Here is a 24,051-nt window from a genome sequence, read left to right as displayed (position 1 = left end):
TTGACTATACCTCTAATTTTTCAAGTTCTTTATAATTCTTTTTTAACCTACGTGTTAAAATCCCATAAACAACCCTATAAAATAGTATAATAAATCCAACAAAAACAGCAATAATAAATATTGTTGTAGCTACAACTAACCATATTGGTGCCTGCTCCTCTATTGATCTATTTTGAAATTCGTCTGTAAAGAAAACCATATATGCCATAGTTGCAAGTATAGTCAATGTAAAAAATCCAATATTAACCCAGATATATTGCTTAACTGTTCTTCTTGTTTTAATAATATTCTCCATCAAAACTCTAGTAGAATCTGTTGCCTTAATCTTTTTATAATTTAAATAAAAACGTGTTATAAAGTATATCAAAATACAATAAGAAGCGATTGAAGCTATCAAAGAAAAAGACCCCATGTCTACTTTTTCTACTTTAGCTTGCATTCCATTTAATTTAAAAATGATATCCAAAGAAGCCCATAATAAAAATTCTAAAATACTGATGATAAAAATCCATCTTACAATTGAAGAAGATTTTTTCAAGATCATCTGATAAATTTCAGTATAAGACAATTTTGGAAGTCCATGCTCCCGACTCTTCCAGTCTTTCTTTAATAATTCTAATTCATCCATGGGGTTACGGATTTAATATTTTTTTCAACTTCGTTTTTACTCTATTCATCTTTACTCGGGCATTTACTTCGCTAATACCCATTGTATCAGCTATTTCTCTATATGACTTATCTTCCAGATATAAAAAGACCAAAGCTTTTTCAATATCATTTAATTGTTTTACAGCAGCATACATCAATTTTAACTGTTGTTCTACCTCATCATCATAATCTTCTGCTTTTATTTTAAAATTCATCGTATCAAGATCAGCAGTCTTAATACTTCGTTTAGATCTTCGATATAAAGTAATCGCAGTATTAAGTGCTACTCTATACATCCATGTACTAAATTTTGCATCTCCTCTAAACTTAGGATAAGCTTTCCATAGTTGAATGGTTATCTCTTGAAACAAATCATTATGTGAATCCTGATCACTCGTATATATACGACACACCTTGTGCACAATATTCTGATTTTGCTCAAGATTGGTTACAAAACTATGTTCTAATTCTTTATTCACTTCGGCTAGTTACATCTTATATGTAGTCAAGAAAACATTTATGTTACATAAAAATAAATAATATCATAATTTTAGTTACAAAAATCAACATTTGATAGGGTATATAACTTTATCATTTTATCTTTGTAAAACAACACAAGATAGTATGAATATCCCTTACACTAATTTACCCAGATTAGTAATTATTGGCGGTGGTTTTGCCGGAGTTGCATTGGCAAGAAATATGATAAAAGAAGATGTCCAATTAGTCTTATTAGACAGACATAACTACCACACTTTTCAACCTTTACTTTATCAGGTATCTACATCTTCATTAGAACCGGATTCTATTGCTTATCCACTTCGTAAAATTGTAAAAAAAGGTAAAAATACTTTTTTTAGAATGGCAGAAGTTATGTCTATAGACCCTAAAACTCAACACGTAAATACTAATATCGGTAATATATCATATGATTATCTTGTAATTGCAACAGGTGCTAGAACAAACTTCTTTGGTAATACAACCATAGAAAGTAATGCCATGCGCATGAAAAACTTACCGCAAGCGCTTAATTTGCGAAGTTTAATGCTTGAAAATCTTGAACAAGCGGTTATTACTACAGATACCGAAAAGAGGAAAGAATTATTAAGTTTTGTATTGGCCGGAGCAGGTCCTACTGGAGTTGAGTTAGCAGGAGGAATTGCAGAACTAAAACTGAATGTCCTACCCAAAGATTATCCTGATATGGACTTTGACGATATGGAAATTCATTTAATAGAAGGCGCTTCCCGTATCTTACCTCCTATGAGTGAAAATGCTTCAGAAAAAGCCACAAAATTCTTAGAAAAAATAGGAGTACATATTCATACAAACACTCAGGTACAAAACTACGAGAACAATCTTGTAACCACCAATACAGATCTTTCTCTAAAAACCGCAACCTTTATTTGGTCTGCCGGAGTAACAGGAGCTCCTGTATCTGGGATAAATGCTGAATCTCTAATTCCAAGGGCTAACCGTTATAAAGTAAATGAGTATAATCAAATCGATGGGTATGATACTATTTTTGCCATTGGAGATATCTCTGTAATGGAAACCGAAGGTTACCCTAAAGGGCATCCTATGGTGGCTCAACCGGCTATTCAACAGGGAAAACACCTGGCGAAAAACTTAAAACGTCACTTAAAAAACAAACCCATGATTCCTTTCAAATATTTTGATAAAGGATCTATGGCTACTATTGGCCGCAATAAAGCGGTAGTAGATCTTGGAAAATTTAGATTTGGTGGTTTCTTCGCATGGTTTATCTGGATGTTTATTCATTTATGGTTTTTGGTAGGATTTAGAAATCGTTTTGTTACTTTTTTTAATTGGGTATACAACTATATTAATTATGACAAAGCGGCTCGACTTATTGTAAGGCCTTTTAAGAATAAGGATTATACAAGAGAGAGTGTATAACTCTTGTTACCTACATCTGGTTTCTAAAAGAGTAAATGGATTTATCCAAAGATTTATCCATCTCTAACAGAAAGTGATCATCATTATTTTTAGCTCTTTCTCTAATCCTTTCTTTATTAGAGAAAGTCATTTTTTGACTATCTATAAAATATGCTAAAACAATTATTAGGATAATTTAGTTCAAAAGCTTTTTCTATAAAATTTACAGTTCATCTTTTACTTTCTACAATTGGGTAATATTCAATTCTGTTTTCTAATGACATATTAGACTTTTGATCTATCAATCAAAACATAATATGTAAATGAAACTTTTATTGACTTTCACTTTTATTTTAGCATTATCTAGTAACATAACTGCACAAACAACCATCACAGGAACTGTCAAAGATTCTTCAGGAAACCCTATTCCTGGAGCAAATGTATATCTGGATGGCACCTATGATGGAAGTTCTTCTAATGACACAGGAGCTTTTTCCTTTACTACTCAAGAAACAGGTTCACAAACATTATTAATTTCATTTTTATCCTTCGAAACCTATTCATTTATGGAAGATGTTGCTACAATGAAAAATTTAAACATTGTACTGAAGGAAGATGTGAATTCTTTAGGCAGTGTGGTTTTAAACGCAGGTACATTTTCTGCTGGAGACAACAGTAAAGCTTCTGTATTAACACCTTTAGACATTGTAACCACAGCTGGAGCTGCAGGTGACTACATTGGAGCTCTTCAAACTTTACCCGGCACTTCCAATGTTGCCGAAGACGGTAGACTTTTTGTACGAGGTGGAGATGCTAACGAAACAAACATTTACATAGATGGTTTGCGAGTTTTTCAACCGTTTACAGCTACAACTAATAATATACCGACCAGAGGACGATTTTCATCTTTTCTTTTTAAAGGAACCAATTTTTCTACAGGTGGATATTCTGCAGAATATGGAGATGCTCTATCTAGTGTATTACTTCTTAACACTATAGATGAACCTGATCAGGAGAAAACAGAATTTCAATTCATAAATGTAGGCATTGGTGGAGGAAACACTCAGAAATGGAAAAATAACTCATTAAGTGTAAATGCTTTTTATGTAAACCTTAAACCCTATCAAAACATTATCAAACAACGAGTAGAATGGATTAAACCTTTTCAATCTTTATCTGGAGAAGCTGTGTACCGTCATAAATTTAATAAAGGACTTCTAAAAATATATGGAGGGTTAAGTTATACCGATTTCGAACTTATACAAGATGATATTAATGTCCCTGAAGGGGTTAATTTTGGTCTTAAAAACCGAAATCTATACATAAACTCTTCATATAAGAGCAATCTGAGTAATGGTTGGAAAATTGCTGCCGGAACCAGTTTTGCAAATGACTACAATGATATTAGTATTGTAAATACAGATATTAATAATCAAGAAAACAGTTTCCATGCTAAAGTAAAACTTAGAAAGCGATTTAGTAATCGGTTTAAGTTGAATTTTGGGGCTGAACAATTTTTAAATTCCTTCACAGAAAAAGTGGAAACTTCCGATTTTGGTAATTTCAGAACTTCAAACAATAATAATAGTACTGCGGCTTTTACAGAAGCTAATATATTCTTCAGTAAAAAGCTAGCATTACAACTTGGAGTTAGAGGTGTACACAATTCTTTATTAGAATATACTAAAATTTCTCCAAGAGTTTCTTTAGCCTATAAAACTTCATCAAGATCTCAAATATCATTGGCTTATGGGGATTTCTATCAATCACCTCAACAAGAAGTTTTAAAATATGATACCACATTAGATCCCGAAAAATCGTCTCATTATATTCTTAACTATCAGTTCCAAAAAAATCGAAGAACATTTAGAGCAGAAGGATATTATAAATCTTATGACAGACTAGTTAAATTCGACACCGACATTCCAGAATTTAACAGTACATATAGTAATCTGGGAGATGGATATGCTGCAGGAATTGATCTTTTCTGGCGAGATAATGAATCGATAAAGAATTTTGAGTATTGGGCAAGTTATTCTTACCTGGACACCAAAAGAGATTATAGAAACTATCCTGCTCAAGCGACACCAAACTTTGCAGCTAAACACAACCTTTCGCTAGTCACTAAATATTGGATTAAAGATTGGAAATCTTTATTAAGTACAACCTATAATTTTGCATCTGGAAGACCTTACAATAATCCCAATGAATCTGTTTTTCAAAATAGTAAAACAAAGAACTTCAATGCTATCAATTTTAGTTGGGCATACTTAATTAGTCAGCAAAAGATTTTATACTTCTCTGTCTCAAATGTATTAGGTACAGATAACATTTTTAACTACCAATATGCAAACAACCCTAATGCTAATGGAAATTTTTCCAGAAGAGCCATTCGACAAAATGCCGATCGATTCTTCATCGTAGGATTTTTCTGGACCATAAGTGATAATAAAACAGATAATCAATTAGACAATTTATAAACTTTAAAATTACATTATTATGAAAATTACAAAATTTGCATTTTTTCTATTCGCAATATGTTCCTTCAATTTAGGTCTTGCACAAGAGTTAGAAGGACATACAATTACGGTTACAATCAATAATATAAAATCTAATGAAGGCACATTGCGTATTGGTCTATACAATGCACAAGAAAGTTTTCTAGGAAAGCCCTTTACATCCATTAGTGCAAAAGCCAAAGTAGGAAAGGTAACAGCATCCTTCGAAAATATTCCTAATGGGACATATGCAATTTCATTATATCACGATGAAGATAATAATCAAAAACTCAATACTTTTTTAAAAATACCTACAGAACCTTATGGAGTAAGTAATAACGCTAAAGGAAGATTTGGTCCTCCAAAATGGGAAGATGCAAAATTCAAAGTTACCGATAGAAGAGTATCCCAGTCAATCTCTCTATGATTTCATCAATATATCAGAGTATACCTCTAATTACATTTCATCCTTTAAAAAATACACTTCGGTCATAAATACTATAAAAAGAGGATAGCTCTGATGATATTTACACTGTAATTCAAAAACAAAACAACCATGAGAACATTACTAATTATAATTTCCTTTCTTAGCATGACAACGATTCATTCGCAGACAGCATACGAGAAAGGGATGAACAAAGCTTTTGAACTATGGGGAAGCAAAAACCCTGATGAAGCAATTAATCTTTTCGAACGTATTGCCAGAGCCGAAAAAGAAAATTGGTTACCTTTTTATTATGCCGCTCAAGTACACATTATTACTACATTTGGTATTAAAGATGGTAATGAAATTGAAACCAGATTAAAAAAAGCGCAGGATTTTTTAAATGAAGCCAGGACATTCTCTAAGGAAAATGCAGAAATTTCAATTATGGAAGCTATGCTCAATACTGCATATGTAGTTTATAATCCTTCTGTATATGGCCCAACACTTTCTGCAAAAGTAGAAGAATTATATCGAAAAGCTAAAGCCCTGGAGCCAGAAAACCCTAGAGCAATGCTATATCATGCAGAATGGAAAATGGGAGGTGCTAAATTCTGGGGTAAAGACCCAAAAGCCTTTTGTCCTGAAATAGAAAAAGCTATCTTGTACTTTGAAAACGAAACAAATGACGTTCCTTTTTATCCAAAATGGGGAATGGATCAAATAGAAAGAATTCAAAAAAATTGTCAGTAACTATTTTATTATTTGAAACAAATTGAAAATAATTGATTTAATCACATGAAAGACTTTAAAAAAATAATCCTAGTTTCTGTCGTAGTTGCCCTATTTGTGGGACTGGTAACCTTGATATTAAATGGGTTTAATTTTACCAGAGTTTTTACACTAGAATGGTGGGGGATCGCTTTTATGTATTCCTTTGTAATAACCGCTATTAATTCTTATTATTTTCAATATATAAATCGTAAAGTTAATTGGCAAAATAGAGGATTACAACGTGTTCTCGCTGGTGCCTTCGGTTCAATTATAATTACAATACTAGCCTTTGCTTTTTGTGAGTATATCACAACCGTAGTGATTTTTCAAAAATACACTACAGAAGAATTTATCACTAATCAATCCTTTAACAACTATATTTTTCCGTTAGTGATCATGATGATTTTTTCATTATTCTTTCATACGGTTTATTTCTACAAGGTATTACAAGAAAAAAAGGTTACAGAACAAAAAATAATTGCGGGTACGGCATCAGCTAAGTTTGCTGCATTAAAGAATCAATTAGATCCACATTTTTTATTTAACAGTCTCAATGTTTTAACATCATTAATCGAGGAAAATCCAAGGATGGCACAAAAGTTTACCACTTCGCTATCAAAAGTATATCGATATGTTTTAGAACAAAAAGATAAAGAATTGGTTACGGTTGATGAAGAATTAAATTTTGCAAAAACTTACATGACATTGATACAATTGCGCTTCGAGGATAGTATTGTATTTGAAATTCCTGATCAGGCTATTAATCCAGAAGCAAAAGTAGTACCATTATCATTACAAATTTTATTAGAAAATACGGTAAAACATAATGTGGTAATGCCACAAAAGCCGTTACATATCAAAATTTATGAAAAGGATGGATTTCTAGTGGTTGAGAATAATCTTCAACCAAAAGAAGTAATAAAGCAAAGTAGTGGTGTTGGATTGGGTAATGTACAACAACGTTATGCATTATTAACGAAAAGAAAATTTTCGGTATACAAAACAGAAGAGGCTTTTATTGCTGAGCTTCCGATATTAACCAAAAAAATAAAATTCGCAGATATGGAAATTTCACAAACAATAGAAAACATAGAAAGCGCAAAAAAAATAAAATACGAACGCGCAAAAGAACAAGTACAAAAAATAAAAGAATTTTACTGGAATCTAGCATCATATTGCATTGTCATTCCTTTTTTAGTGTTTATTAATTATAAAACCACTGGTTTTAGTATTCCATGGGTAATATTTCCAATAGCAGGATGGGGAATTGGTGTTCTTTTTCACTATATGGAGGCTTCAGGCCATCATCCTATATTTGGGAAAGACTGGGAAAAGAAGAAAATCAGAAAGTATATGGATGAATCTAAAAGTAAATATTATGACTAATAATAAAGAACAAAATGCTTATAAAAAAGCAAAAAAGAGACTAGATGAAGAAAGAGGCTTTTATATGCATGTTATTATATATGTGGTTATGAATATAGCTATTACCATATTTCAATATGCTTTAGATGGAAATAAAGACTGGCTAATATGGGTTATTACACTTAGACCTCTACTATGGGGGATAGGATTACTATGTCATGGTCTTTGGACATTTAGAAGAAATATTAAGTGGTTTAAAAACACAATATATAGTAAACAATGGGAAGAACGTAAGATTATGGAGATTATGAAAGATGATGATTTTAAATTTTAAATCTATTACAATGGAAAATTTTGAACAACAACGATACGAAAAAGCAAAAAAAAGAGTAGAAAGAGAAAAGGGATTTTATTCACATTTAACGGTATATATTATTATAAATCTCGCTCTATTATTTATTAATTCTGATTTTATAGATGAAGGTTTTAACAACTGGTTTCAGTGGCATCTATATGCTACTCCATTATTTTGGGGAATCGGTTTGTTTTTTCATGGAGTTTCAGTATTTGGGAAGAACAGTATTTTTAATAAAGAATGGGAAAAGCGTAAGATTAAAGAATTAATGGACAAGGATGATTTCTAGAAACCAAAGAAAAAAGTTATGGATAATCACGAAGACTTAAAAGCTTATGAAAAAGCTAAAAAAAGAGTAAAAAATGAAAAAGACTTTTTTGGTCATCTAGTAACTTATATCGTAATCAATATCGCCATATTCTTTTTTAAACAAAAAATTCTGATGCTTATTGATGTAGATGTAAAAGATAAAGACTTTCTTTCCTGGTGGAGTTTTGGCAATCTTGCAACGCCTGTCTTCTGGGGTATTGGATTATTTTTTCACTGGCTTTGGGCTTTTCAGAAGTCTTTTATCTTTAACAAAAAATGGGAAGAACGAAAGACCAAAGAATTTATGGATAAAGAAGATTATTAAAAACAATCTAAAAAATATATTATGAAAAATTTTAACGAACAAAAAAGATATGAGCGTGCCAAGGAACGTGTCGAGGAATTAAAGAAATTTTATAATAACTTAATTTCATATATAGTTATCATAAGCCTTTTGGCAGGGTTAAATTATTATCAAAACGAATGGAGTCATGCTTGGTTTTTGTGGGCTGCGTTTGGATGGGGAATCGGAATTGTATTTCACGCCATCAAAGCTTACAGAGTAAACCCTATGTTTAACAAAGACTGGGAAGAACGTAAAATTAGAAAATATATGGAAGAAGAACAGGATGACCAAAAGCAACTTTGGGAATGAAATATTGTATGATTTCAAAAGAATAAAACAAAAAATCAACTAATATACCTTCTTCAACTTTGCTTCTCTGAAGTTTTGTAATTTATAAAAAAATGAATGTAATAATTATCGAAGACGAAAAACCAGCTGCAAGACGCCTTAAACGAATGCTTGAAGATTTAAATATAGAAGTGCATACTATGTTGCACTCTGTACAAGAATCAATAGAATGGTTTAGTACTAATGAACATCCCGACCTTATTTTTCTAGATATTCAACTTAGTGATGGCTTATCTTTTGAAATATTTGATGCGATCACTATTAAAAGCTCTATAATATTTACTACTGCTTATGATGAATACGCCCTAAAAGCATTTAAGTTAAATAGTATCGATTATTTATTGAAACCAATAGATGATGAAGATTTGGAGATAGCTGTAAATAAATACAAAGAACAACTTCCTGAAAAGCAGCAGTTACAAGTAGATTTTGAAGATATCAAAAAACTCCTTATAAACCCGATGGATCGTTCATATAAAAAACGATTTACTGCCAGAGTTGGACAACATCTAAAAATATTTTCGGTAGAGGATATTGAATGTTTTTATTCTGAAAACAAAGGAACATATCTTCATACCACCGACAATAGAAATTATCTAATTGATACTACTTTAGAATCCCTAGAAGAAGAATTAAACCCTCAGCAGTTTTTTAGAACCAGTCGAAAATTCTATATCAATATAAATGCCATTAAAGATATCATTTCGTATACTAATTCGAGATTACAAATAAAATTGAATCATTTTAATGAACAAGATATTATTGTAGCACGTGAACGAGTAAAAGATTTTAAAGAATGGCTAGAATAATTATAAAGAAAAAACCTTCTGGATAAATTCCAAAAGGTTTTTTCTTTATTTCATAATATTAGTTTTGACCAAAACTAAACAGGATTATTCTATCATAATTTTTGTCATATTAACTTCATTATCCAAAGTAACTTTTGCTATATACAACCCGCTTCTTAATAATCCTTTTACATGACTTAAGGAAACAGAATTTCTTCCTGCCTTAAGACTTCCCAACTTTTCACTAGCAACTATCTTACCAGTAAGATCTGCAATCTCGAGCGATGTAGTATTAACGTTCTTAGATGTACTTATTTCTAGATTTAAGTTATCTACAGTACTTGGGTTTGGGTAAAAAGAAATAGTGTTTTTCAACTCTGGTTTTTCAATAGATAAAGATTTGTTATTATTTAGACCAGCTATAGTAAACTTTTCCCAAGCTCCTATAACATTTCTGTTACAATTCATTGGACCATTACCGTTTTCATGACTTACATATTTACCATTATTACCTCTGATAGCATATACATTACCACCTTGTGACACTAATGTAAACTTTTCCCATGCTCCGACAGAAACTCTAGAACAAGTCATAGCCTGTAGCCCATCTTCAGAACTAATGTATCTGCCATTATTTCCCTGAATACTTACTTGTCCATTACCTTCTGATTTTACTGTAAATACCTCCCAAGCTCCCGGGTTTGCTCTATTACAAGTGATAGGGCCAATACCATTTTCGGAACTCACATAAGTATTAATTCCTTGTCCTCTAAACGATACATTAGTATCAGAACCACCTCCAGTATTCTCAATAGTACCTCCTCGCCATACTCTGACCCAATCAACCTCCAAAGAAGCTAATGAGCGACCAGGAACGGCGGCAAATTCTGGCACATTACTTGGTTGAAATCCTCCAAAATCCTGATTGGCATTCTGTACATTTCTAGTATGAGGAGAAGATGAAAATATAAGGTATAAAGGAAATGGATCATTAGCAGCATCTGCTGGCTGATCTGATGACATATATTTTACTCCGTCATAATAAAAATCAATTTTTGTCGGAGTCCAATGCATACCCCAAACATGCCATTGAAATGCATTTCTACTTTCTGTAGAAGCTCTGGTTGATGTAATATTACTTTTACCATTAATATTTCTTTTATCAAAATAGTGGTGAGAAGTTGTTGCTCCTCCAAAAAACTTTTTACCAAAACCACTATATTCCATTAAATCGAATTCTGTACCACTAGGCCCAGGAGCTCCATTTCTAAAATTTTTCCCCCATATCCACCAAGTAGGCCAAATATCACCTCTATCTGGACCGTCAATACGTAATCGAGCTTCATAATAACCATATCTGTTGTTTCCGCTAAAACCAGTTTTAGACTCTAACCACCCTCCTTGAGATACGCTATTATTTGTGAACGTATTTCTAATTTTTAAAGTTCCGCCATTTACTTCTGCTTTATTAGGCTTAAAAGCTACATCATTTCTCACATTCCAGATATTAGTATTAACAGAGCTTCCCCCAAACTCATCTGCAAATACATTAGTCCATCCACTTCCTGGTGGGGGCTGAGAATGTACATTTAAACCCATTAATAATAGTGAAATAATGAATATTGACTGTGTAATTTTCCATTTCATGATTAAAAAGTTTTAATTTAGTTAGTGTGTGTGTTATCTTTTTTTAATTCACTTATAAATTAATATCAATTCTTACTATTTCTCAATTTTTTAACACCAAAATCACAATACCTTAATTTAAATCTTAAATAAATTCAATAATCACAAAAAATCACCTTTCCCTATTATTAAAAAGAAGAATCATATGATTTAAAAAAAACAAAACCAACACAAAACACTAATAATCAAGTAAATAATTAAATGTATTTATAATAAAATCATCACTTTAATTTATACACAGATATATAATTATCTTTGAAAATATCAATGCTATGGTCAAATACGAAAACGATTTCGTAATTTTTTTTAAATAATATTGCAACTATTCAAAAAATTGAAAATAAGGCTATTATTTTTTTTGATTTTTTTTAGAGATAGACCATTGTGCAAAAAAGCCAAAAGAAAAATCTACTCTTGGTTTCTTTTGAGAAAAGAATTAGTTTATTTATAAAAGCACCTATTTTCTTTTTATATCGCTACATTACCAAAATATTGGTATCTGCTAGTTAGATGGCTAACAAATAATAAAAGTACTCTAGTTGTATTTATTTAAATTCATATAAAACTTAAACTATTTACAATGACAAAGAGGTTGCTTTTTAGACAACCTCCTTAGTACTAATTCAAAAACAACAATTCAATTTTTTAAGGTCCCTGTTAAACTTGTTTTTTTACCATACAATTTTTGCGATATTCCATTTAGATAACTTTCGCGATTTACCCCGTCCAAATTATACATCACAAAAGCTCCATACCCATCATTTTTTGTTCTTTGCGCAAAATTACTTGCCGTAGAAGAAGGTGTTTGTGTAACATCAACTGCTGCTGCAGACAGTTTTCCTTTTCCTAATCCTGGAACTGTAATATTACTATATGATCCATAAAATGGTTGAAAACCATAATCTAAAAACTGACCCGCTTTTTTACCATTCGACATCATTTGATTAACAGATTCTCCTATACGATAATAGGTAATTATTTTATTACTAGGCATAGCAGCTCTTAATTCTTGTAGTAACCAAATAAATGATTTATTATTAATAGCTGGTCGTCCTGATATAGTTTCATATTTTGCAAATTCATCATCTAAGTCTACTCCATCTAATCCATTATTCTTAACCACATTAGCTACTTGTTTCGCAAATTTTTTAGCTGCACCTCGTGTAGGGAAATTTGAAATACCAACTGCCTGATGATTCCCTAAAATCGAAAGCAGTACTTTAATCCCTTTTCTTTGTAAAGGTTTGATAGTTGTATTTCTATTCCTTAATACCTTTTTCACATTGTTATTCATAAATAATACATGTGTTCTAGATGCATTTTTGTAATTAATATTAGCAGCAAAAATTACAGCAATATCAATCATTGGTTTTCCATTTGGTAATGTATAAGCTATTGCATTTTCCATAGCATTATCATTCACTTCTATATACATTACAGATGCTGGGTTTTTTAAACCATGTGCTTTTACTTCTACCTCATTGAATTCTTCTTGATTAACCTGTTCTTCATTAATTTCATCTTTAGAACATGATAGTGCTAAAAACATTAAAAACAAGACAAAAACAGTTCCTTTAATTTTTCTAATTTGTGTGTACATATTTATTGAGTTTTAAAAGTTACTTGATCATTATTTTCTAAGCTCTCCATACTATAATCATGAAAAATTCAGAAAATTTGTGCATCGCACAAGTAAATAAATTGATAATACGATAACAGTTGGTTAATTGCGAGAAAACTTTTAAAGTTTCTAACAAGAAGTTTTTACATCAAATAAAATATATTCTTATACTGTATTTGATAGATACGTTGACAATATATTTGATCTAGTACTTATTCTCCCAAAAAAAAAGACGAATGACGAATCAAAAACGATGAATGTAGATTAAATTCTTTAAAAATTTAATCATACAACTATTATCTATAGTGTTTTTAGAATTTAAAAAAGGAAAGAGAGTTTCTTGTATAAGAAAGAATACAACATAGTCCATATTTTTTATAAAATAACTATGAATAAAATTATGAAGCCTCTTTTCAAAAAAATGAAAGAGGCTTTTTTTGTCCATTCCAAAATCAGATCATTAATCATCGATATGAAATTTGTGTTTACCTATGGATTGCATTTGAAGAAGATGCTGGAAGCTCTTTTAAAAATTTAACAACAGTTCGTAAGCTTAACCCTAGTCTTAAAAATATTCTTGAAAATTTCATAATACGTTTTTCTTTATATAACGTATGAATACTTTTGAGCCCTACCCTATCCTCTAAACTTTATCATTATAGAATAATGAAAAAAAGTTTAGCCATTACCGTATATAACTACAATGAGGCATATTTATTAAAACTATATTTTAATATTCCCATTTTCTTTTTTTATTCAATTCCTCTTCTGCCTCTAATTCTTCTTGAGGAATCACTTTTAGAAAAGAAGGGTGTTGTTCTATAGCAAATTCTAATTTACCTACAATATCATCTGTAGTGTCATTTTCATAATCGATATCCAGCGGTTCCTTGATAACCATTGACTGTAATATTCCACGCTTTTTAATTCGAATACCTTTTTTATCAAAAGATCTTCTAAATCCATCAATAACTATAGGAATGACAATAGGTTTATATTGTTTTATAATATGGGCAGTTCCTTTTCTAATAGGCTTAAACGGTTTTGTTGTTCCTTGTGGAAATGTAATTACCCATCCATCTTCTAAAGCCCGTGAGATATTAGTAATATCGCTCATTTTTACCTGACGATTAACATCTTTTCCTTTATCTCTCCAGGTACGTTCTACTGTTATCGCTCCAGCATATGCTAAAATCCTTGCTAACAGCCCAGCTCTCATTGTCTCTTTTGCCGCAACATAATAAAGATTCATTTTTGGTTGCCACAAGTATCCCACATTTTTAATCGAATCTGTACGTCCGCTTAAACTAGCATTAAATACATGAAACATTGCTACCACATCTGCAAAATAGGTTTGGTGATTAGAAACAAATAGAACACCATTATCTGGAAGGTCTTTAAAAACTTCACTTCCTTCTATTTGTAATTCATTAAAACCTCTATACCGTCTATGCGTTAGCCCTCCCATGATACGGATGAGCCATTTTTTTAGAAATAATATATGACCAAATGGATTTCTTTTAAATAATCCCATATGTTTTAGAAAACTCGTTGTATTAAGAACGTCAAATATACAAAATCATAAGACCATTGACTGCTTTATAGAGATTTTAAGCTCGCTAAGCATCATCGCTGTTGCACCCCAAACCACATAACCATTTAATTCAAAGGAAGGTACCTCTATATTTTTCGCATAAGATGTTGACAATTTTTGTGGGACCACGTTTCTTTCATCCAATAATTTTGATAATGGTACTTCTATGATTTTTGCCACTTCTTCTTCTTGTGCTACAAAGTCGGGACGGTTTTCTGTAAAACCTAAAAACGGATGCACCCAAAAATTAGATGGAGGAATATATACTTTTGTTAAAGTTTTAATGACTTTAACTGTATTTGTATTTACGCCTACTTCTTCCTGAGTTTCACGTAATGCAGTTTCTTTATAATTTAAATCATGTTGTTCTACTTTCCCTCCTGGTAATGCAATTTGTCCAGAATGTACTCCTTCATAATCTGGTCTTAATATCAAAACTATATGAGTAATCCCTTCCTTGGGATAAAAAAGCATCATAACCGCAGCATTTCGAGGATTTCTTTCTTCTATTTTAAGTTTATTTAATTCTTTTATTCGAAGATCAGGAGCCATAATAAAATGCGAAGATTCGCCCGGTACTGACATTTTCTTTATTTTTGGAATTAAATTTTTAAATGTTTCAAATGTCATTTACCAAATCAATTTTATGCTTTTGCGTAAGTATTATCTTATTCTCTAATTGTGAAGATACACATTCTAAAAAAAACAAGCAGAGTACAGAAAGAAATAAAGATACTATCAGGATAAAGGAAACAAAGAAGATAAATGAAGAAGTTTCTTCTAAGGTAAAAGCTGATATAGAAGAAAAAACCTCTAACGAAGAACCATTTAAACTTTCAAACAAAAACCTAAGAGAATTCATGAGTGCCTATGGTAAAGAGAATCCAGAAACTTTGGTTAACATAAAGACAACATACGGTGATATACATATAAAATTATATAAAGAGACTCCTATACATAGAGCAAACTTTATTTATCTGGTTAAACAAAAGTATTTTGATGAGACTTTTTTCTACCGTGTAGCCAAAGGATTTGTTATTCAAGGAGGCAATAGTGATCGTCAACAAACCGCAAACAAACGTTTTGAAATTGGAGAATATACTATCCCCCAAGAGCCGGTAAAAGGCCTTAAACATGTTCGTGGTGCGGTTGCCCTATCCAAACAATGGGTGGATAACCCTTCTAATCGTTCTACACCTTATGAGTTCTTTATTGTAATTGCAAAGAAAGGAGCTGCTCATTTGGATGGAGAACACACTATTTTTGGAAAAGTTGTTAAAGGAATGAATGTAGCTGATAAAATATCTAATGTTCCTGTCGATGGAAGCGAATGGCCTAAAGAAAATATTTTTATAACAGCCGAAGTCATTCAATAAAACTTAAAAACCCCAATGTTATAAAATTGGTATTCTATTGCTGTAAATTATAGTTTTTGCGTATAATAATTATAATCTGCTATTACCTTATCCACAAATTGTAATGGTTTCTCCTGAGGGGTCACATCCATCAAAGTACTTACTTTTTTTGAAAGCTCCAGAATGATATTATGATCTGCATTTCGTCTTGCATCGGTATAAATGGTTTTGATTTTTCGCATTTCTTCATCACTAAAAACTGTAACCTGTGGATATACCGCTACATAATCATCAGGAATATCAACGAGTATAGTCTCATGAAATTGCACCCTTTGTCGCTCACTAATTATGGTAGTCCCCGCAGCCATATCTCCTAAACGTTGCCCTTTTCCTCCCAATAAAATAGAGACTACCGCTATTCCTCCAAAAGCAAAAGAAATATCCAACAAACGAAGTAACCATCTAATTAAATAATTAGAAAAAGCAGGTCTCGACCCATCTAATTTTGCCACCTTTATTTTCATTGCTGCTTTACCTGGAGTCTTACCATCCCAAAATGTTTCCCATAATAAAAAATATAAAAAAACCGGCAAACTTAAAACTAACCAATATGTCCATTGATCTCCAGGATCCAATCCTAAAACCCCAAGAATAAATATAGTAACAATAAAATACCCTATAATAATTAAGAGATCAATAAGATATGCCAATATTCGCTCTCCTATTCCAGCAGCATTTTGCTGTATACTAACATTTTGAGCCGTTTCTATTTGAAAATTATCCATTAATTATGTTTCTTTGAACCTCTTAATTGATCGATACATGCGTGAGGCAGCTTTTGTGAAGCAAAATAAAGATAAATGGTTAAAATTTGAAAGTGTTCTGGTTAATAATACCCAAATAACTCCAGATGAGCTTTCTAATTTATATATTGAAATAACGGATCATCTTAGTTATGCACAAACATTTTACCCTAATAGTCAAACACTTAACTATCTAAATAGTTTAGCTTCAAGCGCACATCAAAAAATTTACAAAACAAAAAAGGAGAAAAAAAATAGGTTATACTCTTTTTGGGTCAAAGAATTTCCTTTAGAATTCTACAAATATCAAAAACAATTACTCATTACCTTTTTAATTTCTGTTCTATTTACTGCGATTGGGGTTTATTCATCTGCAACAGATGGCGCATTTGTAAGATCAATATTAGGCGACGGATATGTTAATATGACTTTAGAGAATATTGCTAACGATGATCCTATGGCCGTATACAAAAAAATGGAAGAAACCAATATGTTTCTTGGTATTACTATTAATAATATTAGAGTAGCCTTATTATGTTTTTCATTTGGTGTATTATGTGGTATTGGAACTATTTACATGCTGATGAGTAATTTTATTATGCTTGGTTCTTTTCAATACTTTTTTTATGACAAAGGATTGCTTTGGGAAAGCGCTCGTACCATTTGGATTCATGGAACTATTGAAATATCTGTAATTATAATAGCAGGTTGTGCTGGCTTGGTCGTCGGAAATTCAATTTTATTTCCAAAAACATATACTCGGTTAACTTCTTTTGTAAGAGGGGTAAAAGCAGGATTAAAAATTGTAATCAGTACAATTCCCTTTTTTATAATAGCAGGATTTTTAGAAGGTTTTGTTACAAGACACACAGAAATGCCAGATTGGCTGGCAATTATTATCATATCAGGATCTTTAGCTTTAATCCTGTTTTATTATGTTATATACCCCAGAATACTCTATAAAAAATTAGCAAATGAACAATAACTACATAGAATTTAAGAAAAAAAGAGAATTAGGAGATATTATCACAGATACCTTTGCCTTTATAAGACAAAATGGTAAACACTTGTTATCAATTTTACTAAAAACTTCGGTAATACCATTCGTATTACTTCTATTAGCATCTGCATATTACACCCATACTTATGCTAATGTATTTGACCCAGTAAGCCTATCACGAGGAGAGCTTTCGGATATGGGAATTTTATTGATTGCATTAGTTGCAATGTTTGCTATGTTATTAATTTTTTATGGTGCCCTTTTCGGTACTGTTTTGCACTACATAAAAAACTATATCGAAGGTAAAGGTGTTGTAAATTCTGAAACTGTAGTACAAGGAGTAAAAAATGATTTCGGTAAAATTATCGGATTAGGAGTTCTCTCTGGTTTAATTACTTTCTTCGGAACCTTATTATGTGTCTTCCCTGGTATATATTTATATGTTCCTATGAGTCTTGTTTTCTCCATATTAATATTTCGAAATTCTAGTGTTTCAGATGCTATAAGTGATAGCTTTAATCTGATAAAGAATGAATGGTGGATTACCTTTGCTACTCTTTTTATTGTTGGGATAGTGATATGGATTATAAGTATGGTATTTTCTATTCCTGCAGCCGTCTATTCATATACAAGATTATTAACATCTGCCTCTGAAGGTTCTATGGTAGATCCTACGGCAATGATAGATTGGGTCTTTATTGCTCTAAATACGATATCATCTGCCGCACAATATGTATTATATATTATAACCGCAATTTCTACAGCATTTATTTATTTTAACCTGAACGAAATAAAACATGCTACAGGAGCTTTGGAACAAATAGATTCACTAGGTAACAACAAATAATTTGAAAATTCTTTATTGCTTTTTATTTTTCATCTCCTTTTCCTTATCTGCTAAGATTCAAGACAGCACGGTTACTTCTATAGCGCAGGAAATAGTATATGATCTTGATTCTCCAAAAGAAATCATAAAATTGGATGATCAAAAAATACAAGAATTTCAAAAGCAAGATGATTTCAACTATACAGAATACCAAGAACCCGATAATTGGTGGACTCGATTGAAAAAATGGTTTAACCAGCTTTGGAGAAAATTTAAATCCTGGTTTTTTGGGGTTGATGAAATTACAGGTTTTTGGGCAATCATATTTCAGCTACTACCATATTTATTAATTATTGGTATATTATTTTTATTAGGTTGGTTATTCATGAAAGTGAATCCCGGTGATATGCTTTTAGAAAAACAAATCCCTCCTCAAGTGGAGCTTACAGAGGATGAAGACATTATTCAAAATAAAGATATTCAACAATTGATCAATCAAGCATTACAAAATAATAATTACAGATTAGCTATTCGGTATTACTATCTATTTGTTTTAAAAAAATTATCTGATTTAGAATTGATCACATGGGAAGCTCAAAAAACAAATACCGATTATACCAAAGAAATATCGAATGATATCATAAAAAAGCAATTTAAATCCATAACCAAATTATATGATTTTACCTGGTATGGTAGTTTTGAGGTCAATGAAAAATCATATCTGCAAGCAGAAAAAGAGTTTAAATCTATAACCAATAGCATACAATCTTAATTTGATGACAAAAGGATCCAAAATATTTATCATCATCATTATAGGGCTTATTGCATTCTTAACGTACATGGAGGCTAGTGAACCAGCTCCCATTAATTGGTTTCCTAGTTATTCTAAAACAGATAAAATTCCTTTAGGTACTTTTGTTTCCTATAATTTAATTAAAGAAGCATTTGATAACAAGGGGCTTAAAGACATTAATCAGCCGCCTTATGAGTTTCTTACAGATAATGATAGCATAACCGGAACTTATTTCTTTATTAATGGTTCTGTAGGTTTTGATAAAAGTGAGCTGGATAAAATATTAAGTTGGGTAGAAAAAGGAAATACTTTATTCATTTCTTCAAAAAATATTGGGTATACACTATTAGATACTCTTAATATAGACACTGATAATTTGTTAGCTCTTGATGATATTAATACCAAACCTCTTGTTGCATTAACCAATACCAATCTAAAAAATGAAATTCCATTTTTATACGATCGAGATATTAGCAACCCTTATTTTAGCAAAATAGATACCATAAACACAACGGTTTTAGGTGTTTCTCAATTATACAATGACACCTTAGTCATAAAAGATCCAGAAATTAATTATATCAGACAATCCTTTGGGAATGGTCATATTTTGCTTCATACTTTTCCTGAAGCATTTGGAAATTATTTTATGCTAAAAGAAAATAATTATCAATACACTCAAAATCTTCTTGCGTATATCAATCCTAAACAACAAATCCTTTGGGATAACTATTATAAATCTGGAAAAACATTTTATACTTCTCCCCTTTTCTTTCTTTTAAACAATCGCTATCTTAAATGGGCATATTATTTTGTCATCATTGGAGTAGTATTGTTTATTCTTTTTGAAGGCAAACGAAAACAGAGAAGTATTCCTATAATTACACCGCTAAAAAATCAAACTTTATCTTTTACAAGGACTATTAGCGGCATGTATTTTGAAAAAGAAAAGCATAAAGAAATAGCAACAAAACAAAATCTATTATTTTTGGATTACGTACGTAATACATTAAGAATACCAACAGATACTTTGGATGAAAAAACCTTAACAGATATTGCCGCCAGAAGCAGTAATACTATGGAAGAAACCAAAAACTTATTCAAATATTTTGAAGAAATAAATAGAAAACCAAAGATAGAGAAAGATGAATTAATAGCGCTATATGAATTGATTACCAAATTCAAAAGTAAATCTTAATCATCACTTCTCTTTTAAAGTATTATATATGGAAAACGAAGAAATCACAAACGATACAAATTCAGAACAGACTTCACCTATAGCATCATCTGAGCAAGATTTAAACTTTCAGAACAGAATTGATCTTAGTGAATTACAACAAGTAGTAGAAAAATTAAGAGCCGAGCTTGCCAAAGTTATTGTCGGCCAACAAGATTTTATCGAATTATTGATTGTTTCCTTGTTAGCCAATGGTCATGTTTTAATAGAAGGAGTACCTGGAATTGCTAAAACGATTACAGCCAAATTATTTGCTAAGACACTAAAGACTGAATTTAATCGTATTCAGTTTACCCCTGATCTTATGCCAAGTGATGTATTAGGGACTTCTGTTCTTAATATGAAAACCAGTGATTTCGAATTTAAAAAAGGACCTATTTTTTCAAATATGGTACTCATTGATGAAATCAACCGTGCTCCTGCCAAAACTCAAGCAGCTTTATTTGAGGTTATGGAAGAACGACAGGTAACTATAGATGGTACACGATATCCTATGGATCCTCCATTTATGGTATTAGCAACACAAAACCCTGTAGAACAAGAAGGGACCTATGCATTACCAGAAGCACAATTGGATCGGTTTTTATTTAAGATTAAAGTCGATTATCCTACATTGGAAGAAGAAGTAAATATCTTAAAAACACATCATGAGAGAAAAGCCACAAAACCCTTAGAGTTAGTTAATACCATCTTAACTCCACAAAAACTAATAGAGTTTAAGGCAAAAACTCAAGAAGTAATCATAGAAGAAAAGATTCTAGGGTATATTGCAGAAATCGTAACCAAAACCAGAACACATCCGCATTTATATTTAGGTGGATCACCAAGAGCATCTATAGCAGTGATGAATGCTTCTAAAGCTTTTGCAGCAATTAACGGAAGGGACTTTGTGACACCAGAAGATATTAAAAAATCTCTTTTCCCAGTATTACGTCATCGTATTATCTTATCACCAGAACGTGAGATGGAAGGAATGACTACTGAAAATGTTATCGAAATGATCTTACAATCTGTTGAAATACCACGTTAGTTTTGATCAAGTTCTTGAAATCATTATATTTTAGTTTCAGAGTATTTTATACACTAGCATTCCTATCGATTCTTTTTTTAATATCGTATTGGTTTAATGAGTTATATCCGATTGCCTGGCTTTTAGTATGGGGATTTACAATTATCGTTTTATTTGACGTTATTGTTCTTTACAATACAAAAAAGGGTATTGAAGCTAATAGAATTTTACCTGATAAATTTTCGAATAGTGATTTTAATGCCATTCCTGTTCGTATAAAAAGTAATTACCAATTTACCACAACTGTCGAGATCATTGATGAGATACCTGTTCAATTTCAGAAACGTGATTTCCTTAAGACCGTTAGAATTCCTGTTAAATCTATTTTTGATTTTGAATATGCTCTGCGTCCTGTACAACGTGGAGAATATATTTTTGGAAACTTATATATATATGCCATGACCAGGATAGGTTTTGTAAAACGGCGTTATAGTTTTGACAAATCGGCTATGGTAAAAGTATATCCTTCTTTTATTCAAATGAAAAAATATGATTTCTTAGCCATTGATAACAAATTAACTCAGATTGGTCTTAAGAAAATTCGTCGTATTGGTCATACCATGGAATTTGAACAAATTAAAGAATATGTAGTTGGGGATGATGTGCGTACCATAAACTGGAAAGCAACAGCAAAGCATGGAAATTTAATGATTAATCAGTTTCAGGATGAGAAATCTCAACCTATCTATTCTGTAATCGATGCCAGTCGTGTTATGAAAATGCCTTTTAATCAATTGAGCTTATTAGATTATGCCGTAAATAGTACCTTAGCTTTTTCTAATATCGCGCTCAAAAAACATGACAAAGTAGGCATGTTATCGTTTTCTAATACCGTAAATAATTTTTTACCGGATAGCGGAAAAAAAACATACATTAATGCCATATCTGAAACTTTATATAATGTAAAAACTCAGTTTTTAGATTCTGATTTCGGATTATTATATGCTCATATAAAGCGGCAAATTAACCATAGAAGTTTACTGTTATTATATACTAATTTTGAGCATATTTCCTCATTAAAAAGACAACTACCTTATCTTCAAGCCTTAGCTAAGAAGCATTTATTAGTTGTGATTCTCTTTCAAAATACAGAGTTAGATCATTTAATTCATCAAAAAGCAGAAAACACGCAAACCATATATGATCAAACTATAGCCCAACAGTTTGCCTATGATAAAAAAGTAATGGTAAAAGAGCTACAAAAGCACGGTATCCAAACGATACTTACCACTCCCGAAAACCTCACTGTAAATACTATTAACAAATACCTGGAGATTAAAGCCAGAGGGTTGTTATAAAGCTTCAAAAAATAAGTTTAGCAAAACAAATTAATTTGTTTTGCTAAACTTAAAAATAAACTCAAGTTATAAAATTGCTTCTTTAATATTACTACCAATTTAACGAACTAAAAGAAACTTTGGCTTCTCCTGATTGTTGATTATAAGCTCCTGCCTTAAGGTAAAATCCTTTTCCCCAATCACTTTGTTTTATATCAGCAATAGCAATTGAATTTTTAGAATCATTATTAACAACTACCGAAACCCTTGCTCTTGCTTCTTTACTACCATTTTTCTTAGTATACGTGTAAGGTCGATATCTAATCTGAAATTTAGCAGAACTACCACCTTTTAAAAGTTTGGTTCTTCCACTAGTAGATGCACCCGGTTTGTTTCGGTTTACCGCATAAAAACCACCAGTAACGTACTTTCCTTTACTATTCTTTTTTGCTTTATATTCAATCTTTAATAAAGGGCTATTTTTAACACTATGATGTAACTGCATAACAGTAAATTCTTTATGAGAAGTACTATGAACTTTTAAGTTCCCCGTAGAAGTTATACTTGCCGAAGCTTCATAATCACCAAGTCTACGTAACTCTGTTCTTTTTTTACTATTCTTTGGGCTTTTGAAATACATTTGGTTACCTGCCATATAAAATTTGTCACTTTTATATCCTTTAAAATTCCCTTTTTCTACATTAACCCAAACATCTTTTTTACCTTTTTTCACCTTTTTTTTAACTATGCCACTCCCAGGTCCTTGTAATTTTGCCTTATTAAGAGCTCCTGAAAATTTATCATAAGGTACAGGCGTCTTCTTCTTTTTAGCTAAAAACTCATGAGATTCTGGTTCATTAACAGGGTCATCTTTAGAACAAGAAACAGCACCTAATAACGATAAACATAGTATCAATTGAAGGCTTAATTTAAAAAAGTGTATAGCATATCTTTTTTTTATTTTTTTAATTGTCATGATTTTAATGTTTTTAAATTAATATTTAAGTTGGAATGCATTCATTTCTAAAACACACTTACC

The 24,051-nt window shown here is 31.2% G+C and carries 25 protein-coding genes; 17 read left to right on the top strand and 8 right to left on the bottom strand.

The genetic code is table 11. The features are described from left to right. Positions 1-4 precede the first annotated feature (4 nt). Entirely contained in the window at positions 5-628 is a 624-nt protein-coding gene (locus DK442_RS04115) for a hypothetical protein (RefSeq protein WP_109434587.1), read from the bottom strand. A 4-nt stretch (positions 629-632) separates the two neighbouring features. Next, entirely contained in the window at positions 633-1,127 is a 495-nt protein-coding gene (locus tag DK442_RS04110) for an RNA polymerase sigma factor (RefSeq protein ID WP_109434586.1), read from the bottom strand. Between the two features lie 145 nt (positions 1,128-1,272). Here DK442_RS04110 and DK442_RS04105 point away from each other — a divergent pair, with 145 nt between their 5' ends. The 10 genes from DK442_RS04105 to DK442_RS04060 all read left to right on the top strand — a co-directional run bounded on the left by DK442_RS04105 (position 1,273) and on the right by DK442_RS04060 (position 9,775). After that, positions 1,273-2,568 (top strand): NAD(P)/FAD-dependent oxidoreductase, encoded by a 1,296-nt coding sequence (locus tag DK442_RS04105; protein WP_109434585.1) that lies wholly within the window; start codon positions 1,273-1,275, stop codon positions 2,566-2,568. Positions 2,569-2,870: 302 nt separating this feature from the next. Next, a complete protein-coding gene (locus tag DK442_RS04100) occupies positions 2,871-5,027 on the top strand; it encodes a TonB-dependent receptor (protein WP_109434584.1) in 2,157 nt (718 codons plus the stop codon). Positions 5,028-5,046: 19 nt separating this feature from the next. After that, positions 5,047-5,472, top strand: coding sequence for a DUF2141 domain-containing protein (locus DK442_RS04095; protein ID WP_109434583.1), 426 nt, complete (start codon positions 5,047-5,049; stop codon positions 5,470-5,472). A gap of 129 nt (positions 5,473-5,601) precedes the next feature. Then, positions 5,602-6,222 (top strand): hypothetical protein, encoded by a 621-nt coding sequence (locus DK442_RS04090; RefSeq protein ID WP_160114041.1) that lies wholly within the window; start codon positions 5,602-5,604, stop codon positions 6,220-6,222. 45 nt (positions 6,223-6,267) lie between these two features. Further along, complete coding sequence (locus DK442_RS04085) at positions 6,268-7,629, top strand: 2TM domain-containing protein (RefSeq protein WP_109434581.1); 1,362 nt, start codon at positions 6,268-6,270, stop codon at positions 7,627-7,629. Further along, positions 7,622-7,942 carry a 2TM domain-containing protein gene (locus DK442_RS04080; protein ID WP_160114040.1) on the top strand — a complete coding sequence of 107 codons (321 nt, stop codon included), beginning with the start codon at positions 7,622-7,624 and terminating at the stop codon, positions 7,940-7,942. Before DK442_RS04085 ends, DK442_RS04080 begins: the two co-directional genes overlap by 8 nt. Before the next feature lie 10 nt (positions 7,943-7,952). Beyond that, on the top strand, positions 7,953-8,252 hold the full coding sequence (locus tag DK442_RS04075; RefSeq protein WP_109434687.1) for a 2TM domain-containing protein: 300 nt from the start codon (positions 7,953-7,955) through the stop codon (positions 8,250-8,252). Between the two features lie 18 nt (positions 8,253-8,270). Next, a complete protein-coding gene (locus DK442_RS04070; RefSeq protein ID WP_109434579.1) occupies positions 8,271-8,597 on the top strand; it encodes a 2TM domain-containing protein in 327 nt (108 codons plus the stop codon). 21 nt (positions 8,598-8,618) lie between these two features. Beyond that, complete coding sequence (locus DK442_RS04065) at positions 8,619-8,927, top strand: 2TM domain-containing protein (protein WP_109434578.1); 309 nt, start codon at positions 8,619-8,621, stop codon at positions 8,925-8,927. 92 nt (positions 8,928-9,019) lie between these two features. Further along, on the top strand, positions 9,020-9,775 hold the full coding sequence (locus tag DK442_RS04060) for a LytTR family DNA-binding domain-containing protein (RefSeq protein ID WP_109434577.1): 756 nt from the start codon (positions 9,020-9,022) through the stop codon (positions 9,773-9,775). Positions 9,776-9,859: 84 nt separating this feature from the next. Here DK442_RS04060 and DK442_RS04055 read toward each other — a convergent pair whose 3' ends face one another. From DK442_RS04055 to DK442_RS04040, 4 genes are all read right to left on the bottom strand, one after another. Next, the gene (locus tag DK442_RS04055) at positions 9,860-11,401 is read right to left on the bottom strand and encodes a T9SS type A sorting domain-containing protein (protein WP_109434576.1); all 1,542 of its coding nucleotides are present in this window, start codon (positions 11,399-11,401) and stop codon (positions 9,860-9,862) included. 676 nt (positions 11,402-12,077) lie between these two features. Continuing rightward, on the bottom strand, positions 12,078-13,040 hold the full coding sequence (locus tag DK442_RS04050) for an endo-beta-N-acetylglucosaminidase H (RefSeq protein ID WP_109434575.1): 963 nt from the start codon (positions 13,038-13,040) through the stop codon (positions 12,078-12,080). 751 nt (positions 13,041-13,791) lie between these two features. Then, complete coding sequence (locus DK442_RS04045) at positions 13,792-14,595, bottom strand: 1-acyl-sn-glycerol-3-phosphate acyltransferase (RefSeq protein ID WP_109434574.1); 804 nt, start codon at positions 14,593-14,595, stop codon at positions 13,792-13,794. 45 nt (positions 14,596-14,640) lie between these two features. Continuing rightward, positions 14,641-15,240: a CoA pyrophosphatase gene (locus tag DK442_RS04040; RefSeq protein ID WP_235010902.1), complete on the bottom strand. Its 600-nt coding sequence runs from the start codon at positions 15,238-15,240 to the stop codon at positions 14,641-14,643. Between the two features lie 38 nt (positions 15,241-15,278). On the opposite strand from DK442_RS04040, the gene DK442_RS04035 reads away from it, so the two are divergent. Further along, positions 15,279-16,031, top strand: coding sequence for a peptidylprolyl isomerase (locus DK442_RS04035; RefSeq protein ID WP_160114039.1), 753 nt, complete (start codon positions 15,279-15,281; stop codon positions 16,029-16,031). A gap of 47 nt (positions 16,032-16,078) precedes the next feature. Here DK442_RS04035 and DK442_RS04030 read toward each other — a convergent pair whose 3' ends face one another. After that, the gene (locus DK442_RS04030; RefSeq protein WP_109434572.1) at positions 16,079-16,795 is read right to left on the bottom strand and encodes an RDD family protein; all 717 of its coding nucleotides are present in this window, start codon (positions 16,793-16,795) and stop codon (positions 16,079-16,081) included. A gap of 37 nt (positions 16,796-16,832) precedes the next feature. Here DK442_RS04030 and DK442_RS04025 point away from each other — a divergent pair, with 37 nt between their 5' ends. The 6 genes from DK442_RS04025 to DK442_RS04000 are packed head-to-tail and all read left to right on the top strand — an operon-like array spanning position 16,833 to position 23,033. Then, positions 16,833-17,798, top strand: a complete 966-nt coding sequence (locus DK442_RS04025; RefSeq protein WP_109434571.1) for a stage II sporulation protein M — start codon at positions 16,833-16,835, stop codon at positions 17,796-17,798. Continuing rightward, on the top strand, positions 17,788-18,660 hold the full coding sequence (locus DK442_RS04020; RefSeq protein WP_109434570.1) for a hypothetical protein: 873 nt from the start codon (positions 17,788-17,790) through the stop codon (positions 18,658-18,660). Before DK442_RS04025 ends, DK442_RS04020 begins: the two co-directional genes overlap by 11 nt. A 1-nt stretch (position 18,661) precedes the next feature. After that, positions 18,662-19,411, top strand: a complete 750-nt coding sequence (locus DK442_RS04015; RefSeq protein ID WP_109434569.1) for a DUF4129 domain-containing protein — start codon at positions 18,662-18,664, stop codon at positions 19,409-19,411. 4 nt (positions 19,412-19,415) lie between these two features. Beyond that, positions 19,416-20,627 carry a DUF4350 domain-containing protein gene (locus tag DK442_RS04010; RefSeq protein WP_109434568.1) on the top strand — a complete coding sequence of 404 codons (1,212 nt, stop codon included), beginning with the start codon at positions 19,416-19,418 and terminating at the stop codon, positions 20,625-20,627. Positions 20,628-20,655: 28 nt separating this feature from the next. Continuing rightward, positions 20,656-21,696 carry a MoxR family ATPase gene (locus DK442_RS04005; RefSeq protein WP_109434567.1) on the top strand — a complete coding sequence of 347 codons (1,041 nt, stop codon included), beginning with the start codon at positions 20,656-20,658 and terminating at the stop codon, positions 21,694-21,696. 5 nt (positions 21,697-21,701) lie between these two features. Next, entirely contained in the window at positions 21,702-23,033 is a 1,332-nt protein-coding gene (locus DK442_RS04000; RefSeq protein WP_109434685.1) for a DUF58 domain-containing protein, read from the top strand. Between the two features lie 91 nt (positions 23,034-23,124). On the opposite strand, the gene DK442_RS03995 is transcribed toward DK442_RS04000, so the two are convergent. Further along, complete coding sequence (locus DK442_RS03995) at positions 23,125-23,988, bottom strand: polysaccharide lyase family 7 protein (protein ID WP_109434566.1); 864 nt, start codon at positions 23,986-23,988, stop codon at positions 23,125-23,127. Positions 23,989-24,051: the final 63 nt, after the last annotated feature.

The organism is Aquimarina sp. AU119, assembly GCF_900312735.1.
Taxonomy (GTDB): Bacteria; Bacteroidota; Bacteroidia; order Flavobacteriales; family Flavobacteriaceae; genus Aquimarina; species Aquimarina algiphila.
This window is presented reverse-complemented; position numbering and strand designations above follow the sequence as displayed.

What these genes read in the sequence shown, in the direction of transcription:
- DK442_RS04115 (WP_109434587.1), bottom strand. Translation starts at nt 628, where the DNA reads ATGGATGAATTAGAATTATTAAAGAAAGACTGGAAGAGTCGGGAGCAT.
- DK442_RS04105 (WP_109434585.1), top strand. Translation starts at nt 1,273, where the DNA reads ATGAATATCCCTTACACTAATTTACCCAGATTAGTAATTATTGGCGGT.
- DK442_RS04100 (WP_109434584.1), top strand. Translation starts at nt 2,871, where the DNA reads ATGAAACTTTTATTGACTTTCACTTTTATTTTAGCATTATCTAGTAAC.
- DK442_RS04095 (WP_109434583.1), top strand. Translation starts at nt 5,047, where the DNA reads ATGAAAATTACAAAATTTGCATTTTTTCTATTCGCAATATGTTCCTTC.
- DK442_RS04090 (WP_160114041.1), top strand. Translation starts at nt 5,602, where the DNA reads ATGAGAACATTACTAATTATAATTTCCTTTCTTAGCATGACAACGATT.
- DK442_RS04085 (WP_109434581.1), top strand. Translation starts at nt 6,268, where the DNA reads ATGAAAGACTTTAAAAAAATAATCCTAGTTTCTGTCGTAGTTGCCCTA.
- DK442_RS04080 (WP_160114040.1), top strand. Translation starts at nt 7,622, where the DNA reads ATGACTAATAATAAAGAACAAAATGCTTATAAAAAAGCAAAAAAGAGA.
- DK442_RS04075 (WP_109434687.1), top strand. Translation starts at nt 7,953, where the DNA reads ATGGAAAATTTTGAACAACAACGATACGAAAAAGCAAAAAAAAGAGTA.
- DK442_RS04070 (WP_109434579.1), top strand. Translation starts at nt 8,271, where the DNA reads ATGGATAATCACGAAGACTTAAAAGCTTATGAAAAAGCTAAAAAAAGA.
- DK442_RS04065 (WP_109434578.1), top strand. Translation starts at nt 8,619, where the DNA reads ATGAAAAATTTTAACGAACAAAAAAGATATGAGCGTGCCAAGGAACGT.
- DK442_RS04060 (WP_109434577.1), top strand. Translation starts at nt 9,020, where the DNA reads ATGAATGTAATAATTATCGAAGACGAAAAACCAGCTGCAAGACGCCTT.
- DK442_RS04055 (WP_109434576.1), bottom strand. Translation starts at nt 11,401, where the DNA reads ATGAAATGGAAAATTACACAGTCAATATTCATTATTTCACTATTATTA.
- DK442_RS04050 (WP_109434575.1), bottom strand. Translation starts at nt 13,040, where the DNA reads ATGTACACACAAATTAGAAAAATTAAAGGAACTGTTTTTGTCTTGTTT.
- DK442_RS04045 (WP_109434574.1), bottom strand. Translation starts at nt 14,595, where the DNA reads ATGGGATTATTTAAAAGAAATCCATTTGGTCATATATTATTTCTAAAA.
- DK442_RS04040 (WP_235010902.1), bottom strand. Translation starts at nt 15,240, where the DNA reads ATGTCAGTACCGGGCGAATCTTCGCATTTTATTATGGCTCCTGATCTT.
- DK442_RS04035 (WP_160114039.1), top strand. Translation starts at nt 15,279, where the DNA reads ATGTCATTTACCAAATCAATTTTATGCTTTTGCGTAAGTATTATCTTA.
- DK442_RS04030 (WP_109434572.1), bottom strand. Translation starts at nt 16,795, where the DNA reads ATGGATAATTTTCAAATAGAAACGGCTCAAAATGTTAGTATACAGCAA.
- DK442_RS04025 (WP_109434571.1), top strand. Translation starts at nt 16,833, where the DNA reads ATGCGTGAGGCAGCTTTTGTGAAGCAAAATAAAGATAAATGGTTAAAA.
- DK442_RS04020 (WP_109434570.1), top strand. Translation starts at nt 17,788, where the DNA reads ATGAACAATAACTACATAGAATTTAAGAAAAAAAGAGAATTAGGAGAT.
- DK442_RS04010 (WP_109434568.1), top strand. Translation starts at nt 19,416, where the DNA reads ATGACAAAAGGATCCAAAATATTTATCATCATCATTATAGGGCTTATT.
- DK442_RS04005 (WP_109434567.1), top strand. Translation starts at nt 20,656, where the DNA reads ATGGAAAACGAAGAAATCACAAACGATACAAATTCAGAACAGACTTCA.
- DK442_RS03995 (WP_109434566.1), bottom strand. Translation starts at nt 23,988, where the DNA reads ATGACAATTAAAAAAATAAAAAAAAGATATGCTATACACTTTTTTAAA.